Annotated in this window: 26 protein-coding genes; all 26 read right to left on the reverse strand. The window is 40.3% G+C overall.

What is annotated here, in order from left to right; all coding sequences use genetic code 11:
* Positions 1-250: 250 nt before the first annotated feature.
* On the reverse strand, positions 251-1,018 hold the full coding sequence (locus QUF94_RS18560; protein WP_289317139.1) for a FliA/WhiG family RNA polymerase sigma factor: 768 nt from the start codon (positions 1,016-1,018) through the stop codon (positions 251-253).
* 134 nt (positions 1,019-1,152) lie between these two features.
* Complete coding sequence (locus QUF94_RS18565; RefSeq protein ID WP_289317140.1) at positions 1,153-1,656, reverse strand: chemotaxis protein CheD; 504 nt, start codon at positions 1,654-1,656, stop codon at positions 1,153-1,155.
* Positions 1,649-2,287, reverse strand: a complete 639-nt coding sequence (locus QUF94_RS18570) for a chemotaxis protein CheC (protein WP_289317141.1) — start codon at positions 2,285-2,287, stop codon at positions 1,649-1,651. Before QUF94_RS18570 ends, QUF94_RS18565 begins: the two co-directional genes overlap by 8 nt.
* Before the next feature lie 4 nt (positions 2,288-2,291).
* Positions 2,292-2,747, reverse strand: coding sequence for a chemotaxis protein CheW (locus QUF94_RS18575; RefSeq protein WP_289317142.1), 456 nt, complete (start codon positions 2,745-2,747; stop codon positions 2,292-2,294).
* A gap of 109 nt (positions 2,748-2,856) precedes the next feature.
* Positions 2,857-4,896: a chemotaxis protein CheA gene (locus QUF94_RS18580; protein WP_289317143.1), complete on the reverse strand. Its 2,040-nt coding sequence runs from the start codon at positions 4,894-4,896 to the stop codon at positions 2,857-2,859.
* Positions 4,897-4,915: 19 nt separating this feature from the next.
* A complete protein-coding gene (locus QUF94_RS18585; protein ID WP_289317144.1) occupies positions 4,916-6,013 on the reverse strand; it encodes a protein-glutamate methylesterase/protein-glutamine glutaminase in 1,098 nt (365 codons plus the stop codon).
* A gap of 10 nt (positions 6,014-6,023) precedes the next feature.
* Positions 6,024-6,890: a MinD/ParA family protein gene (locus QUF94_RS18590; protein WP_289317145.1), complete on the reverse strand. Its 867-nt coding sequence runs from the start codon at positions 6,888-6,890 to the stop codon at positions 6,024-6,026.
* On the reverse strand, positions 6,874-8,031 hold the full coding sequence (flhF, locus tag QUF94_RS18595) for a flagellar biosynthesis GTPase FlhF (RefSeq protein ID WP_289317146.1): 1,158 nt from the start codon (positions 8,029-8,031) through the stop codon (positions 6,874-6,876). The genes QUF94_RS18590 and flhF overlap by 17 nt, the downstream gene beginning before the upstream one ends.
* Complete coding sequence (gene flhA, locus QUF94_RS18600; RefSeq protein WP_289317147.1) at positions 8,028-10,064, reverse strand: flagellar biosynthesis protein FlhA; 2,037 nt, start codon at positions 10,062-10,064, stop codon at positions 8,028-8,030. The genes flhF and flhA overlap by 4 nt, the downstream gene beginning before the upstream one ends.
* Positions 10,065-10,104: 40 nt before the next feature.
* A complete protein-coding gene (gene flhB, locus QUF94_RS18605; RefSeq protein ID WP_289317148.1) occupies positions 10,105-11,187 on the reverse strand; it encodes a flagellar biosynthesis protein FlhB in 1,083 nt (360 codons plus the stop codon).
* Between the two features lies 1 nt (position 11,188).
* Complete coding sequence (gene fliR / locus QUF94_RS18610) at positions 11,189-11,965, reverse strand: flagellar biosynthetic protein FliR (RefSeq protein ID WP_289317149.1); 777 nt, start codon at positions 11,963-11,965, stop codon at positions 11,189-11,191.
* A gap of 3 nt (positions 11,966-11,968) precedes the next feature.
* Positions 11,969-12,238: a flagellar biosynthesis protein FliQ gene (gene fliQ / locus QUF94_RS18615; RefSeq protein ID WP_230158060.1), complete on the reverse strand. Its 270-nt coding sequence runs from the start codon at positions 12,236-12,238 to the stop codon at positions 11,969-11,971.
* Between the two features lie 14 nt (positions 12,239-12,252).
* Positions 12,253-12,918, reverse strand: a complete 666-nt coding sequence (gene fliP / locus QUF94_RS18620) for a flagellar type III secretion system pore protein FliP (RefSeq protein WP_289318434.1) — start codon at positions 12,916-12,918, stop codon at positions 12,253-12,255.
* Complete coding sequence (locus tag QUF94_RS18625) at positions 12,911-13,570, reverse strand: flagellar biosynthetic protein FliO (RefSeq protein WP_289317150.1); 660 nt, start codon at positions 13,568-13,570, stop codon at positions 12,911-12,913. The genes fliP and QUF94_RS18625 overlap by 8 nt, the downstream gene beginning before the upstream one ends.
* Before the next feature lie 15 nt (positions 13,571-13,585).
* Complete coding sequence (locus QUF94_RS18630) at positions 13,586-13,948, reverse strand: chemotaxis protein CheY (RefSeq protein WP_063231856.1); 363 nt, start codon at positions 13,946-13,948, stop codon at positions 13,586-13,588.
* A gap of 17 nt (positions 13,949-13,965) precedes the next feature.
* Positions 13,966-15,183, reverse strand: a complete 1,218-nt coding sequence (gene fliY, locus QUF94_RS18635) for a flagellar motor switch phosphatase FliY (RefSeq protein ID WP_289317151.1) — start codon at positions 15,181-15,183, stop codon at positions 13,966-13,968.
* The gene (fliM, locus tag QUF94_RS18640; protein ID WP_289317152.1) at positions 15,173-16,171 is read right to left on the reverse strand and encodes a flagellar motor switch protein FliM; all 999 of its coding nucleotides are present in this window, start codon (positions 16,169-16,171) and stop codon (positions 15,173-15,175) included. The genes fliY and fliM overlap by 11 nt, the downstream gene beginning before the upstream one ends.
* A gap of 52 nt (positions 16,172-16,223) precedes the next feature.
* Positions 16,224-16,652, reverse strand: a complete 429-nt coding sequence (gene fliL, locus QUF94_RS18645; RefSeq protein WP_289317153.1) for a flagellar basal body-associated protein FliL — start codon at positions 16,650-16,652, stop codon at positions 16,224-16,226.
* Positions 16,649-16,885: a flagellar FlbD family protein gene (locus tag QUF94_RS18650; RefSeq protein WP_483313665.1), complete on the reverse strand. Its 237-nt coding sequence runs from the start codon at positions 16,883-16,885 to the stop codon at positions 16,649-16,651. The genes fliL and QUF94_RS18650 overlap by 4 nt, the downstream gene beginning before the upstream one ends.
* 28 nt (positions 16,886-16,913) lie before the next feature.
* Positions 16,914-18,179 carry a flagellar hook protein FlgE gene (locus QUF94_RS18655; RefSeq protein WP_289317154.1) on the reverse strand — a complete coding sequence of 422 codons (1,266 nt, stop codon included), beginning with the start codon at positions 18,177-18,179 and terminating at the stop codon, positions 16,914-16,916.
* 75 nt (positions 18,180-18,254) lie between these two features.
* Positions 18,255-18,320 carry a hypothetical protein gene (locus QUF94_RS28895; RefSeq protein ID WP_353957708.1) on the reverse strand — a complete coding sequence of 22 codons (66 nt, stop codon included), beginning with the start codon at positions 18,318-18,320 and terminating at the stop codon, positions 18,255-18,257.
* A 330-nt stretch (positions 18,321-18,650) separates the two neighbouring features.
* The gene (flgD, locus tag QUF94_RS18660; protein WP_289317155.1) at positions 18,651-19,286 is read right to left on the reverse strand and encodes a flagellar hook assembly protein FlgD; all 636 of its coding nucleotides are present in this window, start codon (positions 19,284-19,286) and stop codon (positions 18,651-18,653) included.
* 8 nt (positions 19,287-19,294) lie between these two features.
* Positions 19,295-20,605 carry a flagellar hook-length control protein FliK gene (locus QUF94_RS18665; protein ID WP_289317156.1) on the reverse strand — a complete coding sequence of 437 codons (1,311 nt, stop codon included), beginning with the start codon at positions 20,603-20,605 and terminating at the stop codon, positions 19,295-19,297.
* A 28-nt stretch (positions 20,606-20,633) separates the two neighbouring features.
* Positions 20,634-21,254, reverse strand: a complete 621-nt coding sequence (locus QUF94_RS18670; RefSeq protein ID WP_289317157.1) for a MotE family protein — start codon at positions 21,252-21,254, stop codon at positions 20,634-20,636.
* Between the two features lie 4 nt (positions 21,255-21,258).
* Entirely contained in the window at positions 21,259-21,705 is a 447-nt protein-coding gene (fliJ, locus tag QUF94_RS18675; RefSeq protein ID WP_289317158.1) for a flagellar export protein FliJ, read from the reverse strand.
* A 2-nt stretch (positions 21,706-21,707) separates the two neighbouring features.
* Complete coding sequence (gene fliI / locus QUF94_RS18680; RefSeq protein ID WP_289317159.1) at positions 21,708-23,027, reverse strand: flagellar protein export ATPase FliI; 1,320 nt, start codon at positions 23,025-23,027, stop codon at positions 21,708-21,710.
* Position 23,028 lies beyond the last annotated feature (1 nt).

Consider the following 23,028-nt stretch of genomic DNA (forward strand, 5'->3'; position numbering starts at 1 on the left):
TGTGTTTTCATTGGATTACCATAAGAAAAATTCCAAAATCACATTACACTGGAAGTAAGGATGAGAATGAATTTGAACTGCACTTCTAGTTCAATCATTCAGTGATTTCGAATGGATTATTGATGCGGGTGTCTCTGAATTCTTTCAATCTGGTCTTAACATTAGGAGGCATGTCTTCGTTAAATCGAATTTTTCCGATCAACGGGATGCATCCCCTGAAACAATACCCATTTTCAAACTGATATCATGATTAAAACTTTTGATCATTCATCGCGTTTCTTAATTTATATATCGCTTTCGAGTGAATCTGGGAAATCCGGGACGTAGATAGACTCACTACTTGTCCAATTTCGGTCAATGTTAGTTCCTCTTTATAAAAAAGCTGTAAAACCAACTGTTCCTTTTCATTAAGGGTTTCTATGACTTGGGCTAATTCCACATATAGTTCTTCCCTTAACACATGTTCCTCAGGTAAATCCGCTTTTTCATCTTTAATATGAAAATTCGTGCTTTCTTTATCGTCTTGTTCTTGGGGATTTTCATCCATTGATAATACATTGGCAAAGAAATTCTCATTTAATGCAGCATATACTTCCTCTTCCGGGATATTCAATTCAGCTGCAATCTCGTTTGGAGAAAGGTTCCTCATGTATTGCTGCTCTAGCTTTTCTATTGCAGATTCAATTTTCTTGGCTTTATCTCTTGCACTCCGTGGAAGCCAATCCTCTTTTCTTAATCCATCTAAAATAGCACCACGAATTCTAAATGAGGCATATGTATCAAACTTCAGGTCACGCTTCGTATCAAAACGTTCCAGGGCATCGAATAACCCCATCATCCCTAAACTCCTTATATCATCTCGGCTCACATTTTTAGGAAGACTCACTGAAATGCGTTGAACATGATACGATACGAGTGGGATGTATTTCTTAACCAAAATGTCCCCGGCCAGCGGATCTCTGCAACCAACCCAATTTTTCCAACATAACTGCTCTTCTTCGATGGTAAGATGAGACATTGGACATCCTCCTAACATTGTATACGTCTTGTGATCAAAACGGCCCTTAAAGGCCATAAAAGAAACAATAATTCGATTGCAGTGTAACTGTCAGAGTTTTGGCTGTTCTTTTTTAAGAAAAGCCTGATACGTTCCTATATGTTTTTTGTCCCTTTAGTAACGGTCCGTATATTTAGCAAACAATCTTTCAAATTAAATTCGATCGTTCTCCCGAAATTCCCGCCTACATCTTCGGCAATGACTCGAATGTGCAAGTCAGATAACTCTTTCCGGACAGCTTCAACATTCCGGGGTCCTATTCTCATTAAATCCCCTCCGGAGGCAAATTGAAACATTTGCGCACCGCCAGCCAACTTCGCTTTTAGGAATGGCATTCTCGCGCCTTCTTGTACTAATAGCTGCACTAATTCCTTTATCGCCGTATCTGCAAATTTGGCAACGTTTATCTGTCCCGATTTAGCAAGTGAAGAGTTAGGCAGCATGATGTGGGCCAAACCTCCAATTTCTTTTTTTTCATCATAAATCACAACACCAACACACGACCCTAACCCAGAAGTACGAATCGAATAGGGAGTTTTTATAATATTCATATCCGCTATTCCAACCTTAATAACCTTGACCTTTAACAGTTCAGTCATTAGGCGACACTCCTAAAGCGGAAAAAATGATATCAAAAAAATCGGGATCGGGTAAGAGAAAGAAATGACCCTTAATGGATTCAGCAAATAGCTGGTCTTTTTCAAGTACAGTATCAATGACAATGGCTGCGTCACTTACTTGAGATAATCCCAATAATCCATAACTGATCGATGCCCCTACCATATCGATACTCAATGAAGGAACGGATGGATAGAAATTCAATCGGGTGAAATCAGAGAGTGATGAGAGATAGGATCCCGATAAAATATTCCCTAATTCCTGAAGGCAGGAGAGTGCCAATTCATTATAAGGTGTGGAATCTATCAAAAAGGTTTCAACACCAGTCAGCTGACGAATCAAGTATTCAGCTACTGGAAGCGATAGGACAAAAAACATACTCCCAGAAGCATCACCTTCTATTCTAAGGAAAACACTGGCAACCACGTGATCGGCCCCGCCGGCCATTACCATCATTTCATCAAAGGAAACGATTTGGACATTAGGAACATTCATATCAATTTTCCTATTTAGGATGGCAGAAAGCGCCGTTGCTGCGTTCCCTGCACCTATATTGCCAATTTCCTTCAAAATATCGAGTTGAAGAGGATTGATTTTTTCAATGAACGACATATGATTATCCTTCTCTTAATATATTTTCAGTCAATTCTAGACTCAAAGCCTTTTCCAAATTAATTAGGACGAGCAGACGCTTTTCAATTTTAGCCACCCCGCTAATGTATTCTGAAGCCACATGTCCCACAACTTCAGGCTGCGGCTCGATACTATCCACTGGAATATCCAAAACATCATTGGCAGAGTCCACTATTAATCCCACTTCCATATCATCCAGAATGACAATGATGATCCGTGTTGAACCATCGTATTCCACCTCTTCGAAACCAAAACGGACCCGTAAATCAATAATTGGAGTGATTACACCCCTTAAATTTATGACTCCCTTAACAAACAGTGCAGCCTTTGGAACTCTGGTAATATGAAGAAGCTTTTCGATACCGCTTACCTTATCCACTGGAATGGCATATTCTTTATCCTTAATTTGAAATACGATTACTTTCATATCCTGCGACATCTCATTCCCCTCCTCTAAAAAAACTCATGATGACAGGTTACTCCTAAAGCAAACCTAAATTCGAAATTATGAACCAACTTCCCATCACCCTGCCCTATTTATCTATCATTCAATGAATCAATGTGTTGCAATCTATGATTAAGGCAACTTGGCCATCACCAAGAATCGTTGCCCCCGATATTGCAAATGCAGTTGTTAAATAATTACCTAGTGATTTCAATACGATTTCCAGCTGCCCGATAAATGAATCAACGACCAATCCCGCTAATTTATCGCCTTTTCTTACAATGACCACAGAGAGGAACTCTTCATCTTCCTGGCCGAAAGGCACTTCAAATATATCTTTCAGGAACAGAAGTGGTAGAACTTTCCCCCTAAAGTCAATAACTTGTTGATTATGGGCATTCATGATATCTTCTTTTTTTATGATCGCAGTTTCTATAATAGAAGAAAGCGGTATCGCATATTTTTCATTTTGGATTGCAACCAGCATGACAGAAATAATGGACAATGTAAGCGGAAGCTGAATAAGGAAGATGGAACCTTCATTCTCCTTGGAATCGATCGTGACAGTTCCACCGAGAGACTCAATAGTATTTTTAACTACATCCAGCCCCACACCGCGCCCTGAAACATCCGATATGGTTTCCGCTGTTGAGAAACCCGAAGCGAATATCAATTCATAGATTTGCTTATCCGAGAGGGTGACGGCAGTTTCCTTAGTTAAGATCCCATTGGATAGTGCCTTGTTCAAGACCCGCTCTTTATTGATGCCTGCACCGTCATCATCGATTTCAATGAAAACATGATTGCCGCTGTGATATGCTTTTAAAAGGATTTTACCTTCTTCAACCTTTCCTTTTGCCAGACGTTCTTCAGGTGTTTCAATCCCATGATCCATGGCGTTCCTTAATAAATGGACGAGAGGATCACCGATTTCATCAATGACTGTACGATCAAGTTCCGTTTCAGCTCCGCTGATTTCCAAATCGACTTTCTTGTTTAAATCCCTTGCTAATTGACGAACCATTTTAGGAAAACGATTGAATACCGTTTCCACTGGCACCATCCGCATATTCAATACGATTGTTTGTAAATCACTGGTTATACGGGACATTCTTTCGACTGTTTCATGCAATTCCTGATTATCCAAATCACTTGAAATTTGATCAAGTCTGCCTCTATCGATTACAAGTTCCTCGAATAAGTTCATTAGTATATCAAGCCGCTCAATGTTCACTCGAATGGTCTTGCTTGATGCCGGCTTAGCGGGTGACTGTTTTTTCTTCTCATTAATATCAGTTGGAAGCACTGCATGATTAGTCTCTTGTTCCTGAACTTCAGCAACTTTATCCACTTTAACATTGGCAGCATGTCGCAAGCCTTCAAGGTCAAGGGTATTTATAACAACGTGATCCACTTCAGAAACCTTCATGATTTTTTTCTTTATCACTTCACTCGATTCTGTTGTTACCATGGTGACAGTAAATTGCTGATCGAACTGTTCTTCTTCCAAAAGTTCTACGGGTGGGTGTGACTTGATTACTTCACCTGATTTTTCAAGCACCTCAAATACCATAAAAACCCGAGCAGCTTTTAAAAGACAGTCCTCACGCAAACCTATCGAAATTTCAAAGCTATTGAAGCCTTGATCATAGGACTGCTGAAGTACTGTCCATTCAAATTCATCGTACTCTCCCGCAATCATTTCCTCCTTTTCAAGAGCGACAGAAGCTGCAACTTCTGCAATGGAGGTAGACACGGGTGACTCCCCTTTTTCAATCAATTCCAGCTGGTGGACAATACTCTTCACATTTCTTTTTCCATCTCCACCTTCAGCAATGGACATGACCATCGCCTCTAAATCATCAACAGCTAAAAATAACACATCGAACAATTCAGGCGTAAGAATGATTTGACTGTTTCGGATCGCATCCAAAACATTCTCCATCTTATGGGTTAGATTGGCTAAGTCATCATACCCCATTGTTGCCGACATCCCTTTTAGGGTATGGGCGGAACGAAAGATTTCGTTGACAATCGAGAGGTCTCCCGGGTTCTTTTCGAGTACCAGCATCTGTTCGCTGCACATTTGCAAATGTTCTTTACTTTCTTCTATAAATACCTCTAAATACTGGTTCATATCCATACAATCCCACCTCCACGTGTTAAAAATAGCTTATTATCGCTTTAGCTATTTTTTCTACATCCTCTATGCTATCTATTAAATTGGTATTGATTGCCGCTTTCGGCATACCAAAAACGATTGATGTCTCCTGAGATTCGGCTATCGCTTTTAAAGGACCCTCTTGTTTCAGCTTTGTAAGCCCCAGCGACCCATCCATTCCCATCCCGGTCATGATAACGGCTATTTTCGCAAGATCATTCATTTCACTTACCGACTCAAATAGCACATCAACTGACGGGCGATGTCCATTACGCAATTCGGATTGATCCAAAAGGACTGCCCAGCTCATTCCGATTTTCCTCACTTTCAAGTGAAAACCTCCAGGTGCGATGTAGGCGACACCTTTTTGGATCAGTTCACCCTCTTCAGCTTCCTTCACTTTAATCTTGCATAATGAATTCAGGCGTGTTGCCAAGGATTTTGTAAAACCGGGGGGCATATGCTGGACAATGAGTATGGGCGCATCAATTTCTTCTGGAAGTTCCGTCAAGACGGTCTGCAGAGCTCTTGGACCTCCTGTAGATGTACCAATGACTATTACCTTCCTGTTTCCATAGGACCATGTTTTTTCATTTTTTTCAATTTTAATCAATTCTTTTGAATCTATTTTACTATATTTTCCCCAGACTAATGGACTTTTTTCCATATTTATTGCATTTTTTTGTAGTTTGTGAACATTTGCCCTGCTGGCTGCCATAACTTTTTCATGGAGTTCTTTCTTGATTTTATGTAAATCCAATGAAATGGCACCTGAGGGTTTAGCCACAAAGTCAAAGGCCCCATTGTTCATGGCAGCAAATGTATTTTCCGTTCCTTCTTTCGTTGTGCTTGACAACATGACTACAGCTGTTGGACATTCATTCATGATCCGGGTTAATGCTTCCAATCCGTCCATAACCGGCATTTCCACATCCAAAGTCACGACATCGGGTTTTAAAGACTTTATTTTATCTAAGGCATCTCTCCCATTCCTGGCAGTCCCGATGACCTCAACCCTACTATCTTCTGCTAAAAACTCTGAAATTAACTTTCTCATAAACGCAGAATCATCCACTATCAGCACTTTTACTTTACCCATGTAAGGAGACCTACTTTCCTAGAAAATATCTCTTCATATTTCGGAGAAAACGGCTTTTTTGTAAAGTCAATTCTTCCCCAAATGAATGATTCGCATATCTCGATGCAATGTCCAAAATAGCTTTGGATACATCGGCTTCAGAATCGAAAAGGATAAAGGGCATTTGTTTGGTAACAGATTTTGATACTGTTCTATCGTCTGGTAAGAACCCTAGAGCAACCGTTTCCAGACCCAAAAATTTCATCAGTGCATTTTGGAGACGATTTATCGTTTTTTTGCCATCCTTGCTAGTGAAAACCCTATTGCAAACAAGGAACAGTGGAATCTCTTTATTTACGGAATGAATATATTTAATCGTGGAGTATGCATCCATGATAGAAGTAGGTTCAGGCGTCGTGATAACGACCCATTCATCCACACATAAAAGGAATTTCATAGAATTCTGTGTGATACCTGCACCCATATCAAATAAAATATAATCGTAGTTAGCCAACAACAAACTGAATTCTTCATTAAAACGGGTATACGAATCTTCATCAAACGCAAAGAGATTCTTCAATCCTGTTCCACCTGTAATGATTGAAATATTCCCCGGTCCGGTCGTAATGATATCATTCAAACTATAATCATTTTCAAAGAAATCAATAATACTGCAAGGAGATTGTCCCCCAATCAAAATATCAATATTCCCCATACCGATATCCATGTCGAACAACAGGACCCTTTTCCCCCTTTGGGATAAAGCAATGGAAAAGTTCAAAGAAAAGTTTGATTTTCCCACTCCACCTTTACCGCTTAAAACGGCAATCGTCCTGGCCATTGATTGATTTTGGCGGGCTTCCAATCGTCTTCGTAAGTTCTCAGCTTGATCTTTCATATTTTTTAGCCCCAAAAGTCATTTTCAATAACTGTGATGATGTAGCTATTTCAATATCGTCTGGCACATTCTGTCCATCTGTTATAAAAGCGGCTCCTACTTCATGAGTGTGTATAAAATTGAATATAGCCCCGAAAGTGGAGGTTTCGTCCGCTTTTGTAAAAATGACCTGTTTAATCGGTATCGTAGCAAACTGTCGATAAATATCTTCCATATCCTTTTGTTTAGAGGTTAATGACAAAACTAAATAGGTTTCCATCTCAGCTGTAAAATGGATGATTTCATTAAGATCCCTAACGTATTGAGGGTTACGAAAATTTCTCCCGGCCGTATCAATAAAAACATAATCATAACCGGAGAAACGTTCAGTTGCCCTTTTGAAATCTTCCAAATTATAAGCGACTTCAATTGGAACGTTTAAAATCTTTGCATATGTCTTAAGCTGATCTATTGCAGCAATCCTGTACGTATCCGTCGTAATGAAAGCCACCTTTTTATCATGCTTCAGCATGGTTTCCGCAGCTACTTTTGCAAGGGTTGTCGTCTTTCCCACACCTGTTGGACCAACAATATTAATATACTTTTTTTGCAGCCCAGGTTTTCCGTTTTCAACCTTTTCCAAAATCCCGAACATGGCTTCTTCCAACCAAACTTGAACCTCTTCATCTGTGGATTGTTGTTTGAAAACGAACCATTTCTCAAATAGTTCATCCATGATTTGAGACCGAAGTGATATATCCACTTCCTGCTCTGTTAGGTAATCGTGGATTTTTTGCAGTTTTCCTGGATATTTTCTATCAGGTGAATAGATTTGTAAACTCTTGATCATATCTTTCAAACCTTCGATTTCTGTTAATAAATCAGCACTTTCCCTATTACCTTCATTCGTATCAGTGGCATAACTTGCCACTTCCGGTTTCGATGGCAACTTTTTCGATTTCTGTTTGATTTTCATTTGGATAGGCTGGGAAACCGGGTCTATAGCTGCAATCACTTCAATATTCCTCTTTTTGAATAAACCTAGGAAACCACCATTATATACAGCCTTTGAACTTAAGATGACCGCATCACTGCCTAGTTCACCCCTTATTCGCTTCATCGCCTCGTTCATAGATGGTGCCAAATATTTCTTTACCTTCAATCGACATTCACCACCCCTACACTTTGTACTTCTACATTCGATTCGAGTTCATTGTATGAAAGAATCGGTACATTGGGAAAATAACGTTCAGTTAATTGCCGTACATACATCCTTACCGCTGGAGAGCAGAGTAAGATCGGTTGGTGATCCATTAACGTCAACTCTTCCAATTTGGCTGCAATTGCCTCCAATATGGATTGCGATATAGTTGGATCCAATGATAAAAAGTTACCATGTTCGGTTTGCTGTACACCATCCGCGATGGTCTTTTCCACTTTGCCCGATAATGTTATGACTTTAATTCTATTTTCATCCGTAATAAAAGAATTCGTAATCTGTCTAGCTAAATTCTGCCTTACATACTCAGTAAGCAAGTCTGTGTCCGTCGATAACTTGCCATAATCAGCAAGTGTTTCGAAAATGATCGGTAAGTTCCTTATAGAAACTTTTTCCTTCAATAATTTTGCCAATACCTTTTGTACATCTCCTATAGACAACGGATTCGGAGTGACTTCCTCTACTAGGATAGGTGAGGATTCATGGAGATGATCGATCAATTGTTTCGTTTCCTGCCTGCCCAATAGTTCCTGTGCATTGGCCTTTATGACTTCCGTCAAGTGTGTGGATACTACACTTGGCGGGTCTACAACTGTATATCCCATTATCTCTGCATGTTCTTTCATATCATCCGTGATCCATTTGGCGGGTAAACCGAAGGACGGCTCTATCGTATCGATTCCTTCTATTGAATCATCCTCAATCCCGGGACTCATGGCCAAGAAATGATTAAGGAGCAATTCCCCCTTTGCCATGACACTTCCCTTAATTTTCAGCCGATACTCATTAGGATTCAACTGAATGTTATCACGTATTCTGACGACAGGGATCACAAGCCCCAATTCAATTGCAAGCTGCCTGCGAATCATGACGACTCGGTCCAGTAGGTCTCCACCTTGATTGGCATCCGCAAGCGGAATCAATCCATATCCAAACTCAAATTCGATCGGGTCGACACTTAAAAGGTTAACGACGCTTTCTGGACTTTTCATTTCATCGGTTTCCAGCACTTCTTCCATTTCTAGCATTTCCCTTTCGTCCTGCTGCGGTATCCTTGAAATCGTATACCCTCCAACGACTAATAAAGCAGCAATCGGTAAGGTGAATAAGTCGGAAATGGGCGTGAATAACCCTAAAAGGAAAATGGTCGCTGCTGTCAGGTAAAGCATTTTAGGAAATTGAAATAACTGTTCAACAATATCCGCACCGAGGTTTCCATTCGAGGCTGCCCGGGTTACGACTATTCCCGTAGCTGTGGAAATCAATAAGGCAGGTACCTGACTCACGATTCCGTCACCAACCGATAACATGGAAAAATGTACGGCGGACTCTCCAAAACTCATGTCCAATTGCATGACGCCAATGATCATACCGAAAATCAAGTTAATGATGACTATGATGATGCCCGCTATGGCATCCCCTTTAACAAACTTACTCGCTCCATCCATGGATCCATAAAAGTCTGCCTCGTTACTAATTTTTTCCCTTCTGGCACGTGCTTCGTTTTCGGAGATCATCCCAGCATTTAAATCTGCATCAATGGCCATCTGTTTCCCTGGCATCGCATCCAGTGTAAACCTTGCCGCTACCTCCGAGACCCGTTCGGATCCTTTCGTGATGACGATGAAATTGATGATGACCAAAATGATGAATACAACTAATCCTACAAGCACGTTACCTCCGACTACAAACGATCCAAAGGTTTCTACAACTCCTCCAGCATCACCATAGGTCAAAATGGCACGAGTCGTCGAAACATTCAACCCCAGCCTGAACAATGTCAGTAAAAGTAGCAAGGAAGGAAAGATTGAAAATTCGAGAGGTTCTTTCATATTCATCGTAGTCAATAGAACCAGCAGCGCAAGAGAGATATTTAAAAGGAGTAAAATACTTAACAACCATGTTGGCAATGGAATGACCAACATGGCAACGATCATGATGACGCTCGATATAACAACCAAATCTCTTGCTCGCATGTTTTTTCTCTCCTAACTAACGGGTTACCCTATTACTTCTTTACAGTTTACCTTTGGTTTTATATACAAAGGCCAGTATTTCAGCGACCGCCTTAAAGAACTCCTCAGGTATTGCCTGGCCTATTTCAGCTTGATCATATAAAGACCTGGCCAAAGGCCGATTTTCCACCATGATCACATCGTTTTCTTTAGCAATGAATTTAATTTTCTGAGCAACAAAATCAACGCCTTTTGCCACTACATACGGAGCCTCTGCCTTATCTTCATCGTATTTTAAAGCAATTGCAAAATGCGTCGGGTTAGTGATGACGACATCCGCATTGGGAATTTCCTGCATCATTCTTTGAGCGGCCATCTGCCTTTGCTTTTGCTTAATCTTGGATTTGATAAGAGGGTCCCCTTCGGAATTTTTATACTCATCCTTAATATCCTGTTTCGACATCCGGATGTTTTTTTCAAAGTCATATTTTTGATACAAATAGTCCAAAAGAGCAATGAACAATAAAGCCATGGCAGCATAAAATCCTACTTTAATCGTAATATCCGCCAATGTTGCCATCGCTGCTTCCACAGAAATCTGTGATAAAATCATAATCTCGTCCATGCGCTGCCAAAGTACATAAAAGGCAACAAAACCAACAAATGATATTTTAAGAATGGATTTCAATAATTCAACAATGGCCCTCATTGAAAAAATTCGTTTGAACCCTTTAATGGGATCCAATTTTTCAAGTTTGAACTGAATGGATTCAGTCGAAAACAAAAAACCGATTTGCATGACATTAGCCAATACTCCAGCCACTATCGCTGCCGTAAAAACCGGTCCAAGAATAAGACCCATCTCCTTTAAAACCTCAATCATGATAATTTGTATATTCTCCTCGCTGAATCCAGGCAAGGTAAAATGCTGCAGATATTCTTTCATGAGACCGAGCAGGTGATTATACATGTACGGTCCCATAAGCAGTAGCACTGAAAGCACGGCAATTAAATTAACAGAGGTATTTACATCCTGACTCTTTGCCACCTGACCTTTTTTCTTCGAATCCTGACGTTTTTTTGGAGTCGCCTTTTCGGTCTTCTCACCAGCGAAAAACTGTAAACCCAGCTGGAACCTCTCCATATTAAACGCCTCCGATCAACTGCATTAGTTGGCGCATAGTCAAAAGCAAGAAATTGAAGAGTTGGGTGACAACCGTCATCATCATCCCCATCACCAGTACGATAACCGCTAAGCCGGCTATGATTTTCACTGGAATTCCGACAACGAACACATTTAATTGAGGGACTGTCCTAGCAAGGATCCCTAGTGTGACATCCACTAAGAAAATACTTCCCACTACAGGTATGGACATTTGAAAAGCAATCATGAAAGCTTTGCTGAAAGCTTTGGCCAAATATTCTATCAGTGTATTATTTCCGAATGGTACAAATAATTGGTCAATCGGGATGAACTGATAACTATAAAAGATTCCATCCAAAAGCAAATGATGGCCGTTAGTACTCAATAGGAATAATAAAGCGATTGTATAAAGATATTGTCCCATCAACGGGCTTTGTGCCCCAGTTTGGGGATCGATGACATTGGCAATTGAGAAACCCATTTGAAAATCAATCAATCCTCCAGCGATTTGAACGGCCGATAAAATCATATAGGCAGCAAACCCAATGAAGAGCCCAACAACTGCTTCCTTTATGATTAATAAATAAAATGTGACATCCAAGTCCAGAATCGGGGCTTCAATAGTATAGTACATGATCCAGGCAAGGAAGATCCCAAGCCCCACTCGATGTTGTACCGGTATTGAACGGTACGAAAAAATCGGCATAGCCACGAAAAACGTAGTGACCCTGACCACAATTAATAAAAAGGCGGGAAAGTGCGGAAATAATTCCTCCATGCCCTACCCTACAAATCGATTCAGATTACCGAATATTTCATTTGCATATGATAATAGATGGCTCAGCATCCATGGAGCCAATAGTATGAGACCCAATAAGACGGCCACGATTTTTGGAACAAAAGCCAAGGTTTGTTCCTGAATCTGTGTAGTCGCCTGAAAGATGCTTACTAATAGCCCTACAATAAGAGCGATTACCATCAATGGGCCTGCGATAATCAATACCATATAAATTCCTTTTTCTGCTACATCAATAACAAACTCTGCACTCATTTTTTCTCACCTGCTTAAAAACTCTGTAATAATGACTTCACTACTAAATACCATCCGTCAACAAGAATGAAAAGGAGGATTTTAAATGGCAGTGAAATCATGACCGGCGGCAACATCATCATACCCATCGACATCAAGACACTTGCAACGACCATATCAATAACCAAAAATGGAATGAAAATCATAAAACCTATTTGAAAAGCTGTTTTGATTTCACTGATTGCAAAAGCTGGTACAAAGGCAGTCAAGGGAATGTCCTGTATCGTTTCCGGCTTATCAAGCTTTGCATACTCCAAGAATAACTCCAAATCCTTTTGCCTTGTATGGGCACTCATGAATTGCTTAAAAGGTATCGAGGCCTGTACATATGCCTCTTCTAAATCTATTTCTTCATTAAATAACGGGGTTAATGCCTTTTCATTCACTTCCTGAAAAGTCGGTGCCATTATGAAGAATGTCATGAAAAGAGCCAGGCCGACCAACACCTGATTCGGCGGCATCTGCTGTGTAGCTAGCGATGTTCTCACAAAACTCAGGACAATGATGATTCTTGTAAAACAGGTCATCAAGATCAATATGCTTGGAGCCAGCGATAAAACGGTCATTAGAAGAACAAGTTTGACGGAAGTAGAGACATTAGTGGGATCACTGTTATTAAAAAACTCCATGAACTCATTCATTGTCTCGCCCTTTCCTATCAAGCTCATTTAACAGCTTCTTCCTGCTATCAGACATTTGATCGAGTTGATTTTTGAACTCTGTAGAGAAACTTGCGGTTTCGGATTCTCTTTTCTTCAACAACTTATGTTTCACCTTAATTGCAAATTCTCCAGGCTGGATCATTTGATCCATCTTATCGTTGTAATCTTTCAAAAGCTGCTCATATTCCTCAGGATTATCTATTTCTTTCAAGAGTTGAATATTTTCGCCAACCCCGATCACCAATATTCGCCCGCCGACTTTAACAAGCTGGACAGAACGATTTGCTCCAAGGCTCGTACCGCCTAAATTCTCCACTGAATTTGCCTTTTGATACGATTTACTTTTTTTATTGACGAACTTTAATAGGATATAAAGAAGCGCAACTACAAAAATGGTAGCAAAAATCATCCTCAGAAACTCCCAAACGGTTATCCCCACTTTATTTGGATTCGTAGCCTGGTTGGTAGATTGCGAGTCTTTTGATTCATCCTTATCCACTTTTAAATCATCTGGCTGTTCATAAACATCCTTCACCGTTTTTTCAAGATCTTCTGCATGGGCCTGTATGGCCCCTGAAAAGATTACTGCTATCAGCAGTGTGGCCTGAAGCCATTTTTTAATAAAAAACAATATGCAGACACCCTCTTAACTTAATGCTTTATTTATGGCTTCCAACACCCGGTCTGCCTGGAATGGCTTCACGATAAAGTCTTTTGCTCCCGCCTGGATCGCATCAATGACCATGGCTTGTTGCCCCATTGCTGAACACATAATGACCTTAGCTTGAGGATTTACCTTTTTAATTTCCTTTAATGCTGTAATTCCATCCATTTCAGGCATGGTAATATCCATCGTTACAAGATCCGGATGCGTTTCTTTATATTTTTCCACTGCTTGGGCACCATCCGCTGCTTCCCCTACTATTTCAAAACCATTTTTAGAAAGGATATCCTTTATCATCATTCTCATAAATGCTGCATCGTCCACAATTAAAATTCTGTTAGCCATTATTTTCGTCCCCCAAATTACCTGATTTTATTTAATCTTTCACTTTGACTCATGATATCCGTAACACGCACTCCAAAATTTTCATCAATCACCACTACCTCACCTTTTGCTATCAAGCGGCTGTTTACCAGGATATCCACTGGCTCGCCTGCTAATTTATCCAATTCGATGATAGATCCGGATGACAGCTCCAAAATATCCTTGACTGAGCGCTTCGTTCTCCCAAGCTCTACAGTTACTTGCAAAGGGATATCCATCAGCATACTGAGATTTTTCGATTCAGACTCTTGAAGCTGATAAGGCTGAAAACTAGTGAAACTGGCAGGCTGAACATTTACCGGCTGCCCTGTTGGTACGGATGAAACCCCAAAATGCTGCGGCACATTCGGTATTTGGTTTGTAGGTTGGGGTTGGTAACCCCCTTGTCCATAAAATTCATTAGCCGATTGAGTAGACCGGGAGTTCTGGACTGCCGCCGGCTCCTGAGATGGAATGTTTGTTACTGGATCACTTAGTGCCTTTTGCGTTTTCATATCGGTAGGTTCGCTATCGCTTGTTCCCTTTAATAATTCAGAAACTAACCCTTTAGCAAATTCTACTGGCAACAATTGCATAATACTGGAATCAATTAAGTTACCGACACGAAGACGGAACGAGATTTTCGCAAATAAATCCTCGTCCGGTATCGCATTTTCACCTTGTCCTTTTATAAAGTTAAGTAAATCTATGCTAGGAGGAGAAATATCCACCTTTTTACTAAAAATGGTCGACATCGATGTCGCAGCAGAACCCATCATCTGGTTCATGGCTTCCTTGACCGCACTCAATTGAATTTCTCCCAGCATGTCAGAAGGATTCTCCCCATCACCGCCAAGCATCAAATCTGCAATGATAGCAGCATCGCTCTGCTTGATGACCAGCATATTAATACCTGAGAAACCTTCTGTATATTGCACTTGAATCGCTACATATGGATGCGGAAATTCTTCCGCGATCTGTCCCCTTTCAATTAAGGTAACCGTCGGGGTGGTGATATCCACTTTCTGATTCAACAAAGTGGATAGGGCAGTGGCCGAACTTCCGAAGGAGATATTACCAATTTCACCAAGGGCGTCGAGTTCCATCATTGATAAATAATCGTCAATCGAAAGAGAGTTCACCTCACCTTCTATATCACTTGTACCTTTTAAAAGGGCATCTATCTCGTCTTGTGAAAGCATTTCATCACTTACCATCTTCGTCTCCCCCTTTCAAGATTTCAAGAATCTGGATGGCGTGTTTTTTACCCACTTTTCCTGGCTGCCCACTGTATTTGGGGACCCCTCCAATTTTAATCGTCAAAGGTTCATCTATTGCCTTATTTAAATCAATGACATCACCAACATCAAGCAGCAATAAATCCTGGATGGTGATATCCGTAGAACCAAGTTCGGATATTATGGGAAGGTCTGCGTTTCGGATACGCTTTTCCAAAATCATGATTTCCTCTGGGATTTTTTCCTTTTGGGAATTTTCCATCCAATAATGAGCAGATAACTTTGGTATGATTGGTTCTAATACGACGTGCGGAATGCAAATATTAATCATTCCACTCGTTTCGCCGATTTGTGTATTCAAGGAAATGACAACAACAGTATCATTTGGCGAAACCAGCTGAAGAAATTGTGGATTCACCTCGAACTCTGTCATCTCCGGTTCGATTTCAACAATCGTACTCCAAGCCTCCTGTAAATTTTCAAAAGCCTTCTCGAATAAATTCGACATGATTTTCGTTTCTATTTCCGTTAAACTATCTACCTTATTCACGCTTATGCCTCGCCCACCCAAAACTCGATCCATCATGGAATAGGCGATATTCGGGTCGACCTCAAGAATGATACGTCCATCCAAGGGTGGCACCTCAAACACATTCAGGATGGTCATTTTCGGGATTGATCGAATAAACTCTTCGTATGGAATTTGATCTGCCGAAGCAACGGATATTTGAACATATGTCCTAAGTTGAGCCGAAAAGTATGTGGTCAGCAACCTTGCAAAGTTCTCGTGTATCCTGGTCAAACTCCGGATTTGATCCTTTGAAAACCGAAGGGCTCTTTTAAAGTCGTAAACCTTCACTCTTTTTTCTACTTCTACTTTCTTTAAATCATCTGCATCCATTTCACCTGTGGAAATGGCCGATAACAAGGCATCGATTTCATTTTGCGATAATATTTCCCCGGACATTAACACTCACCTCCAAAGCTTCCCCTTCTTATTTAATGTCGCAAGGATGTCCTTATTGAAGAATAGAGGAGGTTATATAAACCTTTTCAACTTTTCCTTCTTCCATTAATTCGTTCATTCTAGTCTTTAGCGCTTCCTGAAGCTTTTCCTTACCTTTTTTACCGGTCAACTCTTCCGCTTTCATTTCGGAAAGTTCGGTAATGATGATATTTTTCACTTGAAAACTTCTTTTTTCCAACTCCTCTTTTGCCTTTTTATTTTCTGTTTGGACCATAAATGAGATTTTAATATAATCATTGCCGGCAAGATTCGTTGTAATTTCGGGAATTTCAACTGATGATTCGACTATTTCGTCAATGCTGGGTTTTTCTTCGGCAGATGTGGGGTCAGATAACTTTGTCACAACCACGACCGCTATGACACCAACAAGCGTAATGGCCACGAGTATAATCAACATAATGGTCCATAGATTTTTTTTCATGATCTTTCCTCCACATCATTACGAAAACCGAGAATATTCACGGTACGATAAAATTGTATAATGGCTTCAACCATTTCCTCTTCCTTCTCAAGCACAACGATTTTCTTACCATTTGTAAAAGTAATGGTCGTATCTGGCAATGACTCGACTGTATTTATGTACAATGCATTGATATGAAAGCATTTTCCATTGAGCCTTGTGACTTTGATAATGATATTTAGGAGCCAAAGCAATAAGCCCCTGGCTCCTCCCTCCCTTAACCTATCGTTTTAAGTTGACCAATTCTTGTAAAATTTCATCCGATGTCGTGATAATCCGGGAATTCGACTGGAAACCACGTTGCGCAACGATCATTTCAGTAAACTCTTCGGATAAATCCACATTGGACATTTCCAAAGAACCTGATGCAATCACCCCGCGGCCCTCACCTGCAATATTGATGTTTGCAGTACCTGAATTGATCGATTCCTGAAAAGTATTACCACCGGTTTTCGTCAAGCCTGATGAATTGGAAAACTTGGCAACGGCCAGTTGGCCTAATGTTGTGATCAGACCATTGGAATATACGCCATTTATTTCCCCTGATGAACCAATATTAAAGCTCTCCAGTTTCCCTTCTTTATTACCATTCGGATTGACAAGAGCAGTCGTAGAACCTTTAACTTGAGTAATGTTCGAGAAATCAAAATCCAATTTAACCTTTTGAACGCTTTCGTCAACTGCTGTATTCGAGTCATCCTCTTTGCCGGTTGAAATGTTAATGGTTTGACCAGCCAGGGTTTTATCAGCTGCCACTAACTGACCATTAGCATCGAAGTTCAACGAAGTGAACGATTTTGGTTTAGTAGCTGAAGTATCCCCCAAAGTAGCAGGTTCTTCATCAAAAAGCTCCCATTTATCATCACCGGTCTTTTGGAAATAGATAGTTGCCGTTTGTTCTTTACCCTTCTCATCCACGACTTTCATTTGCTGGCTAAATACGGTACCATCAATTGCGTCAGCAGCTAGATTTTCACTTACTGATATTTTAGTAGAGGTTACAGCAGGTAAAATCGCATTGACGTTAACAGCAACGTCATCGATTGTTTTTGATCGTTTTCCGTTTTCATCAACCTTAAAAGCCTGTACCTTCAAACCATTCGAGTTGACAAGCGTACCATTATCATCCAGATAAAAGTTTCCTGCACGTGTATACGAAAGTGCATCGCCTTGTTTGACGATGAAATAGCCATCCCCTGATATACCTAAGTCAAGATCGCGGCCAGTGGTTTGCAAGCTTGACTGTGTATGTATGGTATCGATTGTAGCAATCGTTGAACCCAACCCAATTTGTTTAGAATTGGTTCCACCTTTATTGGCTGTTGCTGCACTTGCACCAGATACCGTTTGGTTCATCGCATCGCTGAATGTCACGCGGCTTTTTTTGAAACCGTAAGTGTTGACATTGGCGACGTTATTACCGATAACATCCAATTTTGTTTGTAGGTTTTTTAATCCGCTTATTCCTGAATACATTGAACGAAGCATGTAAAAGCTCCCCTTTCATATAGCGACTGCTTCTGTCATTCCACAGTCCAGGCTTCCTATTCTAGGTCAAGCCCATTAATCCAAAATTATAGTTCCATTGATGTTCGTGAAAATTTGAGATGATGCTTCATCCCTGTCCATGACTGTGATGACTTTGTTATTTTTTCGTACTTACTATGAGTGCCGCATTATCTGTAATTATAAGAGATTCGGTCACGCCCATCTTTTTGGCCTCATTAGCTTTATCGGCTATTTTCCCCCTCGGTTTGCGGTGCTATTTCTATATTTCTTTCATACATCCGCATTTGAGCATGTTTACTAATGGTCAACTTTTCATAAGTGGAAACAGCTGCTTGAAAATGCTGTTGAAAACCTTGTGGACGATCTACCTTTGCCGCAAAGGTACTTTTGTTTGTGACATCATCTGAGCGGAATTTGCTTGAAAACCAAGTTCATTCATATTCCCGCTCCTTAAACTTCAGCGATTTTTATCAATTGCTCTGATGATAGCTTGGTGTTGTTTTCATCATCCACTTCAATTTGCAGCTTGCCATTATTTAGGGATACCGAGATTACGACAGCAGACGACTCTCCATTTTTTTCATCCATCCAGGAAACACGCTTGCCTATTAATTCACTTGCCGCCGTCAAGCTATTCGTCGTGGAACTTGATTGTTTCATCGCTGAAATATTTGCGGGTTCAAGCTTTGTGCCATCTTCCAGAAGGAAATGAACACCATCACCTTTATATTGGATCGACTTAACGATGCCTGTCCCTTCTTCTATCGCAAGGTCATCATCAACTTCATCCAATTTGTGCCAAGTGACTTCCTTACCGACAAAAGAGTTATAGTTCATTAAACTATTTTGTTGATTGATCCCAATTATTTCTTCCATTTGGGCTCCCATATTCATCATTTGTTCCAGAGAAGAAAAAGTGGCCATTTGGGCGATGAATTCCGTATTGTCCATCGGACTTGACGGATCTTGGTTTTGAAGCTGGGTAAGCAGCAATTTTAAGAAATCATCTTTTCCCAATGCATCCCCGGTTTTTCTGTTTTCAGTTTGGGATTTTGATAATAATAGTGACTTATCGATGGTCGTCATTTTTCCACCTACACTTCCAGATTTAACAGAGCATCGGCAAGGGATCCCGTAAACTCGCTTTCCGTCTCATCATTGCTTTCTTCCTTACTCTCTTGTTGCTCATTATGTTCATCCGCGTCTTTCTGGCTGAATTTCTCGGAGTTAAAAGCATTTAAGGACTGTGATATTTCAATTTTTTCTATCTGAATGTTTTGGCCGCTAATTGCTTGTTTTAAGCCATGAATCTGTTTTTCAAGTATATCTTTTGACTGAGCAGTAGTAGCCATAATCTTGGCTGACAGCATACCATCCTTTTGAATCAACTCGATTCTAAGGGCGCCCAAATGTTCGGGATTCAATCTGATCAACAGTTTATTTACTCCGTTAGTTCCGCTAAAGTTCGCTTTACTCAAAATATTTTCAAATTGTTTGATAAACTCTTCTTGACTTACAGTTTGCTCACCTTTGGAAGCTGTCAAGACAAATTGCTCCAACTTTGTCATGAGAAAAGGCATAGAACCTTGATGGTTACCGCTATCCCCATTCTGCAATGTCACACCGCTTCGGATTGTCCCTTCTTTACTTACCTTGTCACTCCCGGATAATTGTGAAAATGCGCTTTTCAATGTTTCCATTGTTTTATTTTGCCCTTTTTCCACAATGTCGGAATGTTCAAATTCTGACTTTTGTTTTGACTGATTGGACAGCATTTTCTCCAGTTTTCCCGTCATACCTTCAAGCAGGTTTTTCAATTGTTTCTGGATAGCTGCTTCATCTTGTGTCATAGCCTTATTCTCCGAGAGAAGATCTTGAATTTTCACCATTTTCAAAAGATTCACCACACCAGATAAAGGGAGCCCATGCGATTCTTCATCACTCAAGACTGTAACTTTTTTTAGGATTGAATAAAGTTCCATGACATTGGCTGATAACAAACTTTGTGGATTCAGGCTCAAGTCATCCTGTTCTTGTTCTAAATCCATTTCCTCGATGCTCGCAAAGAAATCCTTAAGGGCACCCTCATCATTTCCGGTTACTTTTTTTAATACCAGTAAAAGAAGGTTGCTAAATTCTTCTTGGTTGTTTACTGAACGACTTTCAACAATACTCTCTTCACCTGAATCACTTAACCCTTCAAGTTTCAAAAAAACAAGCAAATCCTTTAAAACGGACAATCGTTCTTCAGTGATGCCACCTAATTCCGATGGAAGGGATGGTTCCACCTCTACGACAGACTGAAGGACTGAACCAAACCCGGTATAAGTTTGCTGATTTTGCTTAAATGGTATCTTTTGACCTAATGATGCCAAGGTAAGTAAAGAATTGATGGCTGAATTCATATATTATTCACCTCCGTACTCTTTTCTCTTAAGAACTTTGTTCCGTTAGTTTCTTCGTTAACCTTGCAGCATCAACAGTTGTCATTTGCTCCAATACCTTAGCTAAAGTGGCTGCCTTCATACTTGTGAGAATCTCCACTGCGTCTTCATCATTCATTTCTGTAATGATGGGTGCAGACTTCTTGGGAGCCATGGTTTCATAAGTGCGGATTATATCTTTGAATGCCTGTTTACTACCATTCTGACTATCCTTAAGTAGATTCATTTCTGTTTGAAGCTGCTGTTTTTCAGCTTCTGCCTTTTCAATGGCCTTGTCACGTGTATCAATGATGCCCTCAAGCTTGTCTATCTCTTTTTCCTTGTTTTCAATCTCGGTTTCTAATTTTTCCAGCTTCATCAAAACTTTCTCATCATTCTTGGATGGATTACCTTTCTCTTCACCATTTTGATTCGATTCAATGAATGGTATTTTCCCTGACATTTCCTTTGCCTTTTCCACAACATCGACCCCTGCAACTGTAAAAACGATCAACGCTACAGTTACCGCAAAGACTAAAGGAATGAAGATGACAAGAAACCATTGAAACTTACTTATTTTGCTTTCTTCCAATTCTTCCAATCCAGTAGATTCATTACTTTTTTTACGCATTTTATCACCTAACGCCTTTGCTTAAGAATTGCCGGATTGATATTTCATCCATTTGTTTATTCTCAGCTTCCTTAATGACATCCAGAAATTTATAAAAATCATTTTCTTTCATTTTCTCGTACTTTTTAACCTCAATATTCCTTGCCATCAATATATCCCGTTGAACATTCATCTTGTATCTCGCTTCAATGACTTCCTGTTGACAATGGCTTAAGAGTTTTTCCAAGTTGTCCATAAATAACTGATGGTGACGAATTTCCTGAACGGATAATCCATTTCGCAGCTTTTCCTGTTGAAACTCGAGCAAATCTTCTTTTTTCCTTAAAAGCTTATATAACTTTTCTGCCACTTCTTCAAATCTTTTTAAAGCAGTATTATATTTAGCTAGTGCATCGGTTTTTTCTTTTTCTTTGATGGTCAGGATCTTCTCGAATTTGTATTGATAAATCATAACTAATCACCTTTCTCCATCAATTCGACAAGGGCGTTAATACTATTATCTTTGGGAGCTTTTTCATGGGTGCCTTGCTTTAAAAATGAAATGATTTCCGGATAGCGGGTAATGGAGTTATCAATTTGTTTGGAAGACCCTTTCTTATAAGCTCCTATATTAATCAAATCTTCCGATTCCATATAGGTTGATAAACTTGCCCTTAATTTTTCTGCGGAGTTTTTATGCTTGTCCCCAACAATATTATTCATGACACGACTTATGCTCTTTAATACATTGAGGGCTGGAAATTGACCTTTATTGGCTAAGTTACGGTCTAGTATGAAGTGACCATCCAAAATCCCCCTGACAGCATCAGCAATCGGCTCATTCATATCATCACCGTCGACTAGAACCGTATAAAACGCTGTAATGGTACCTAGCTGATTTGTTCCCGTTCTCTCGAGTAATCTTGGAAGGATGGCAAAAACGGATGGCGTATAACCTTTGGTCGTCGGCGGTTCTCCGATAGCAAGTCCGATTTCCCTCTGGGCCATCGCAACCCTCGTGACTGAATCCATCATCAGCATCACGTTCAATCCCTTATCACGAAAATGTTCGGCGATGGCCGTTGCCGTTAAAGCACCTTTTATCCTCATCAACGCTGGTTGATCAGATGTTGCCACTACAACGATTGATCGTGCCAGCCCTTCAGGTCCAAGATCTTTCTCAATGAATTCACGAACTTCCCGGCCACGTTCTCCAACAAGACCGATTACGTTTAAGTCAGCCGTCGTATTTCTTGCTACCATTCCAAGTAACGTACTTTTCCCTACACCGCTCCCTGCAAAGATACCAACACGTTGACCTTTTCCAACTGTTAATAAACTATCAATCACTCGCACCCCTACATCTATCGGTTCATCAATGGGAGGTCGTTTCATCGGATTTGGCGGATTTTGATCAACAGGAACTGTAGCTAGACCTTTTGGAAGCCGTGAATCATCAATCGGATGTCCCAATGGATCGACTACCTTCCCAATAAGTCCACTTCCCACCTTTATCTCAAGGCTCCGTCCGCTTCCTTCCACGATACAACCCGGTGCAATATCGCTAACTGCTGTAAATGGCATTAAAATAACCATTTCATCACGGAAACCGACAACTTCAGCTAATATTCTGTTTTTCTTTTTTTGTATACCCGTATAGATATAACAAACATCGCCTACAGAGCTTTCAGGGCCTTGAGATTCTATCATTAACCCTACGACACGTTTGACCCGTCCATAATGTTTGAATGGATCAACTTCATCGACTAAGGGCAATAGGTCTCTAGTTTTCATC

The organism is Peribacillus sp. NJ4 (genome assembly GCF_030348345.1).
Taxonomy (GTDB): Bacteria; Bacillota; Bacilli; order Bacillales; family DSM-1321; genus Peribacillus.

Excerpts from the sequence above, each read along its gene's own strand:
- QUF94_RS18560 (WP_289317139.1), bottom strand. The coding sequence starts at position 1,018 with ATGTCTCATCTTACCATCGAAGAAGAGCAGTTATGTTGGAAAAATTGG.
- QUF94_RS18565 (WP_289317140.1), bottom strand. The coding sequence starts at position 1,656 with ATGACTGAACTGTTAAAGGTCAAGGTTATTAAGGTTGGAATAGCGGAT.
- QUF94_RS18570 (WP_289317141.1), bottom strand. The coding sequence starts at position 2,287 with ATGTCGTTCATTGAAAAAATCAATCCTCTTCAACTCGATATTTTGAAG.
- QUF94_RS18575 (WP_289317142.1), bottom strand. The coding sequence starts at position 2,747 with ATGTCGCAGGATATGAAAGTAATCGTATTTCAAATTAAGGATAAAGAA.
- QUF94_RS18580 (WP_289317143.1), bottom strand. The coding sequence starts at position 4,896 with ATGGATATGAACCAGTATTTAGAGGTATTTATAGAAGAAAGTAAAGAA.
- QUF94_RS18585 (WP_289317144.1), bottom strand. The coding sequence starts at position 6,013 with ATGGGTAAAGTAAAAGTGCTGATAGTGGATGATTCTGCGTTTATGAGA.
- QUF94_RS18590 (WP_289317145.1), bottom strand. The coding sequence starts at position 6,890 with ATGAAAGATCAAGCTGAGAACTTACGAAGACGATTGGAAGCCCGCCAA.
- flhA (WP_289317147.1), bottom strand. The coding sequence starts at position 10,064 with ATGCGAGCAAGAGATTTGGTTGTTATATCGAGCGTCATCATGATCGTT.
- flhB (WP_289317148.1), bottom strand. The coding sequence starts at position 11,187 with ATGGAGAGGTTCCAGCTGGGTTTACAGTTTTTCGCTGGTGAGAAGACC.
- fliR (WP_289317149.1), bottom strand. The coding sequence starts at position 11,965 with ATGGAGGAATTATTTCCGCACTTTCCCGCCTTTTTATTAATTGTGGTC.
- fliQ (WP_230158060.1), bottom strand. The coding sequence starts at position 12,238 with ATGAGTGCAGAGTTTGTTATTGATGTAGCAGAAAAAGGAATTTATATG.
- fliP (WP_289318434.1), bottom strand. The coding sequence starts at position 12,918 with ATGAATGAGTTCATGGAGTTTTTTAATAACAGTGATCCCACTAATGTC.
- QUF94_RS18630 (WP_063231856.1), bottom strand. The coding sequence starts at position 13,948 with ATGGCTAACAGAATTTTAATTGTGGACGATGCAGCATTTATGAGAATG.
- fliY (WP_289317151.1), bottom strand. The coding sequence starts at position 15,183 with ATGGTAAGTGATGAAATGCTTTCACAAGACGAGATAGATGCCCTTTTA.
- fliM (WP_289317152.1), bottom strand. The coding sequence starts at position 16,171 with ATGTCCGGGGAAATATTATCGCAAAATGAAATCGATGCCTTGTTATCG.
- fliL (WP_289317153.1), bottom strand. The coding sequence starts at position 16,652 with ATGAAAAAAAATCTATGGACCATTATGTTGATTATACTCGTGGCCATT.
- QUF94_RS18655 (WP_289317154.1), bottom strand. The coding sequence starts at position 18,179 with ATGCTTCGTTCAATGTATTCAGGAATAAGCGGATTAAAAAACCTACAA.
- flgD (WP_289317155.1), bottom strand. The coding sequence starts at position 19,286 with ATGACGACCATCGATAAGTCACTATTATTATCAAAATCCCAAACTGAA.
- QUF94_RS18665 (WP_289317156.1), bottom strand. The coding sequence starts at position 20,605 with ATGAATTCAGCCATCAATTCTTTACTTACCTTGGCATCATTAGGTCAA.
- QUF94_RS18670 (WP_289317157.1), bottom strand. The coding sequence starts at position 21,254 with ATGCGTAAAAAAAGTAATGAATCTACTGGATTGGAAGAATTGGAAGAA.
- fliJ (WP_289317158.1), bottom strand. The coding sequence starts at position 21,705 with ATGATTTATCAATACAAATTCGAGAAGATCCTGACCATCAAAGAAAAA.
- fliI (WP_289317159.1), bottom strand. The coding sequence starts at position 23,027 with ATGAAAACTAGAGACCTATTGCCCTTAGTCGATGAAGTTGATCCATTC.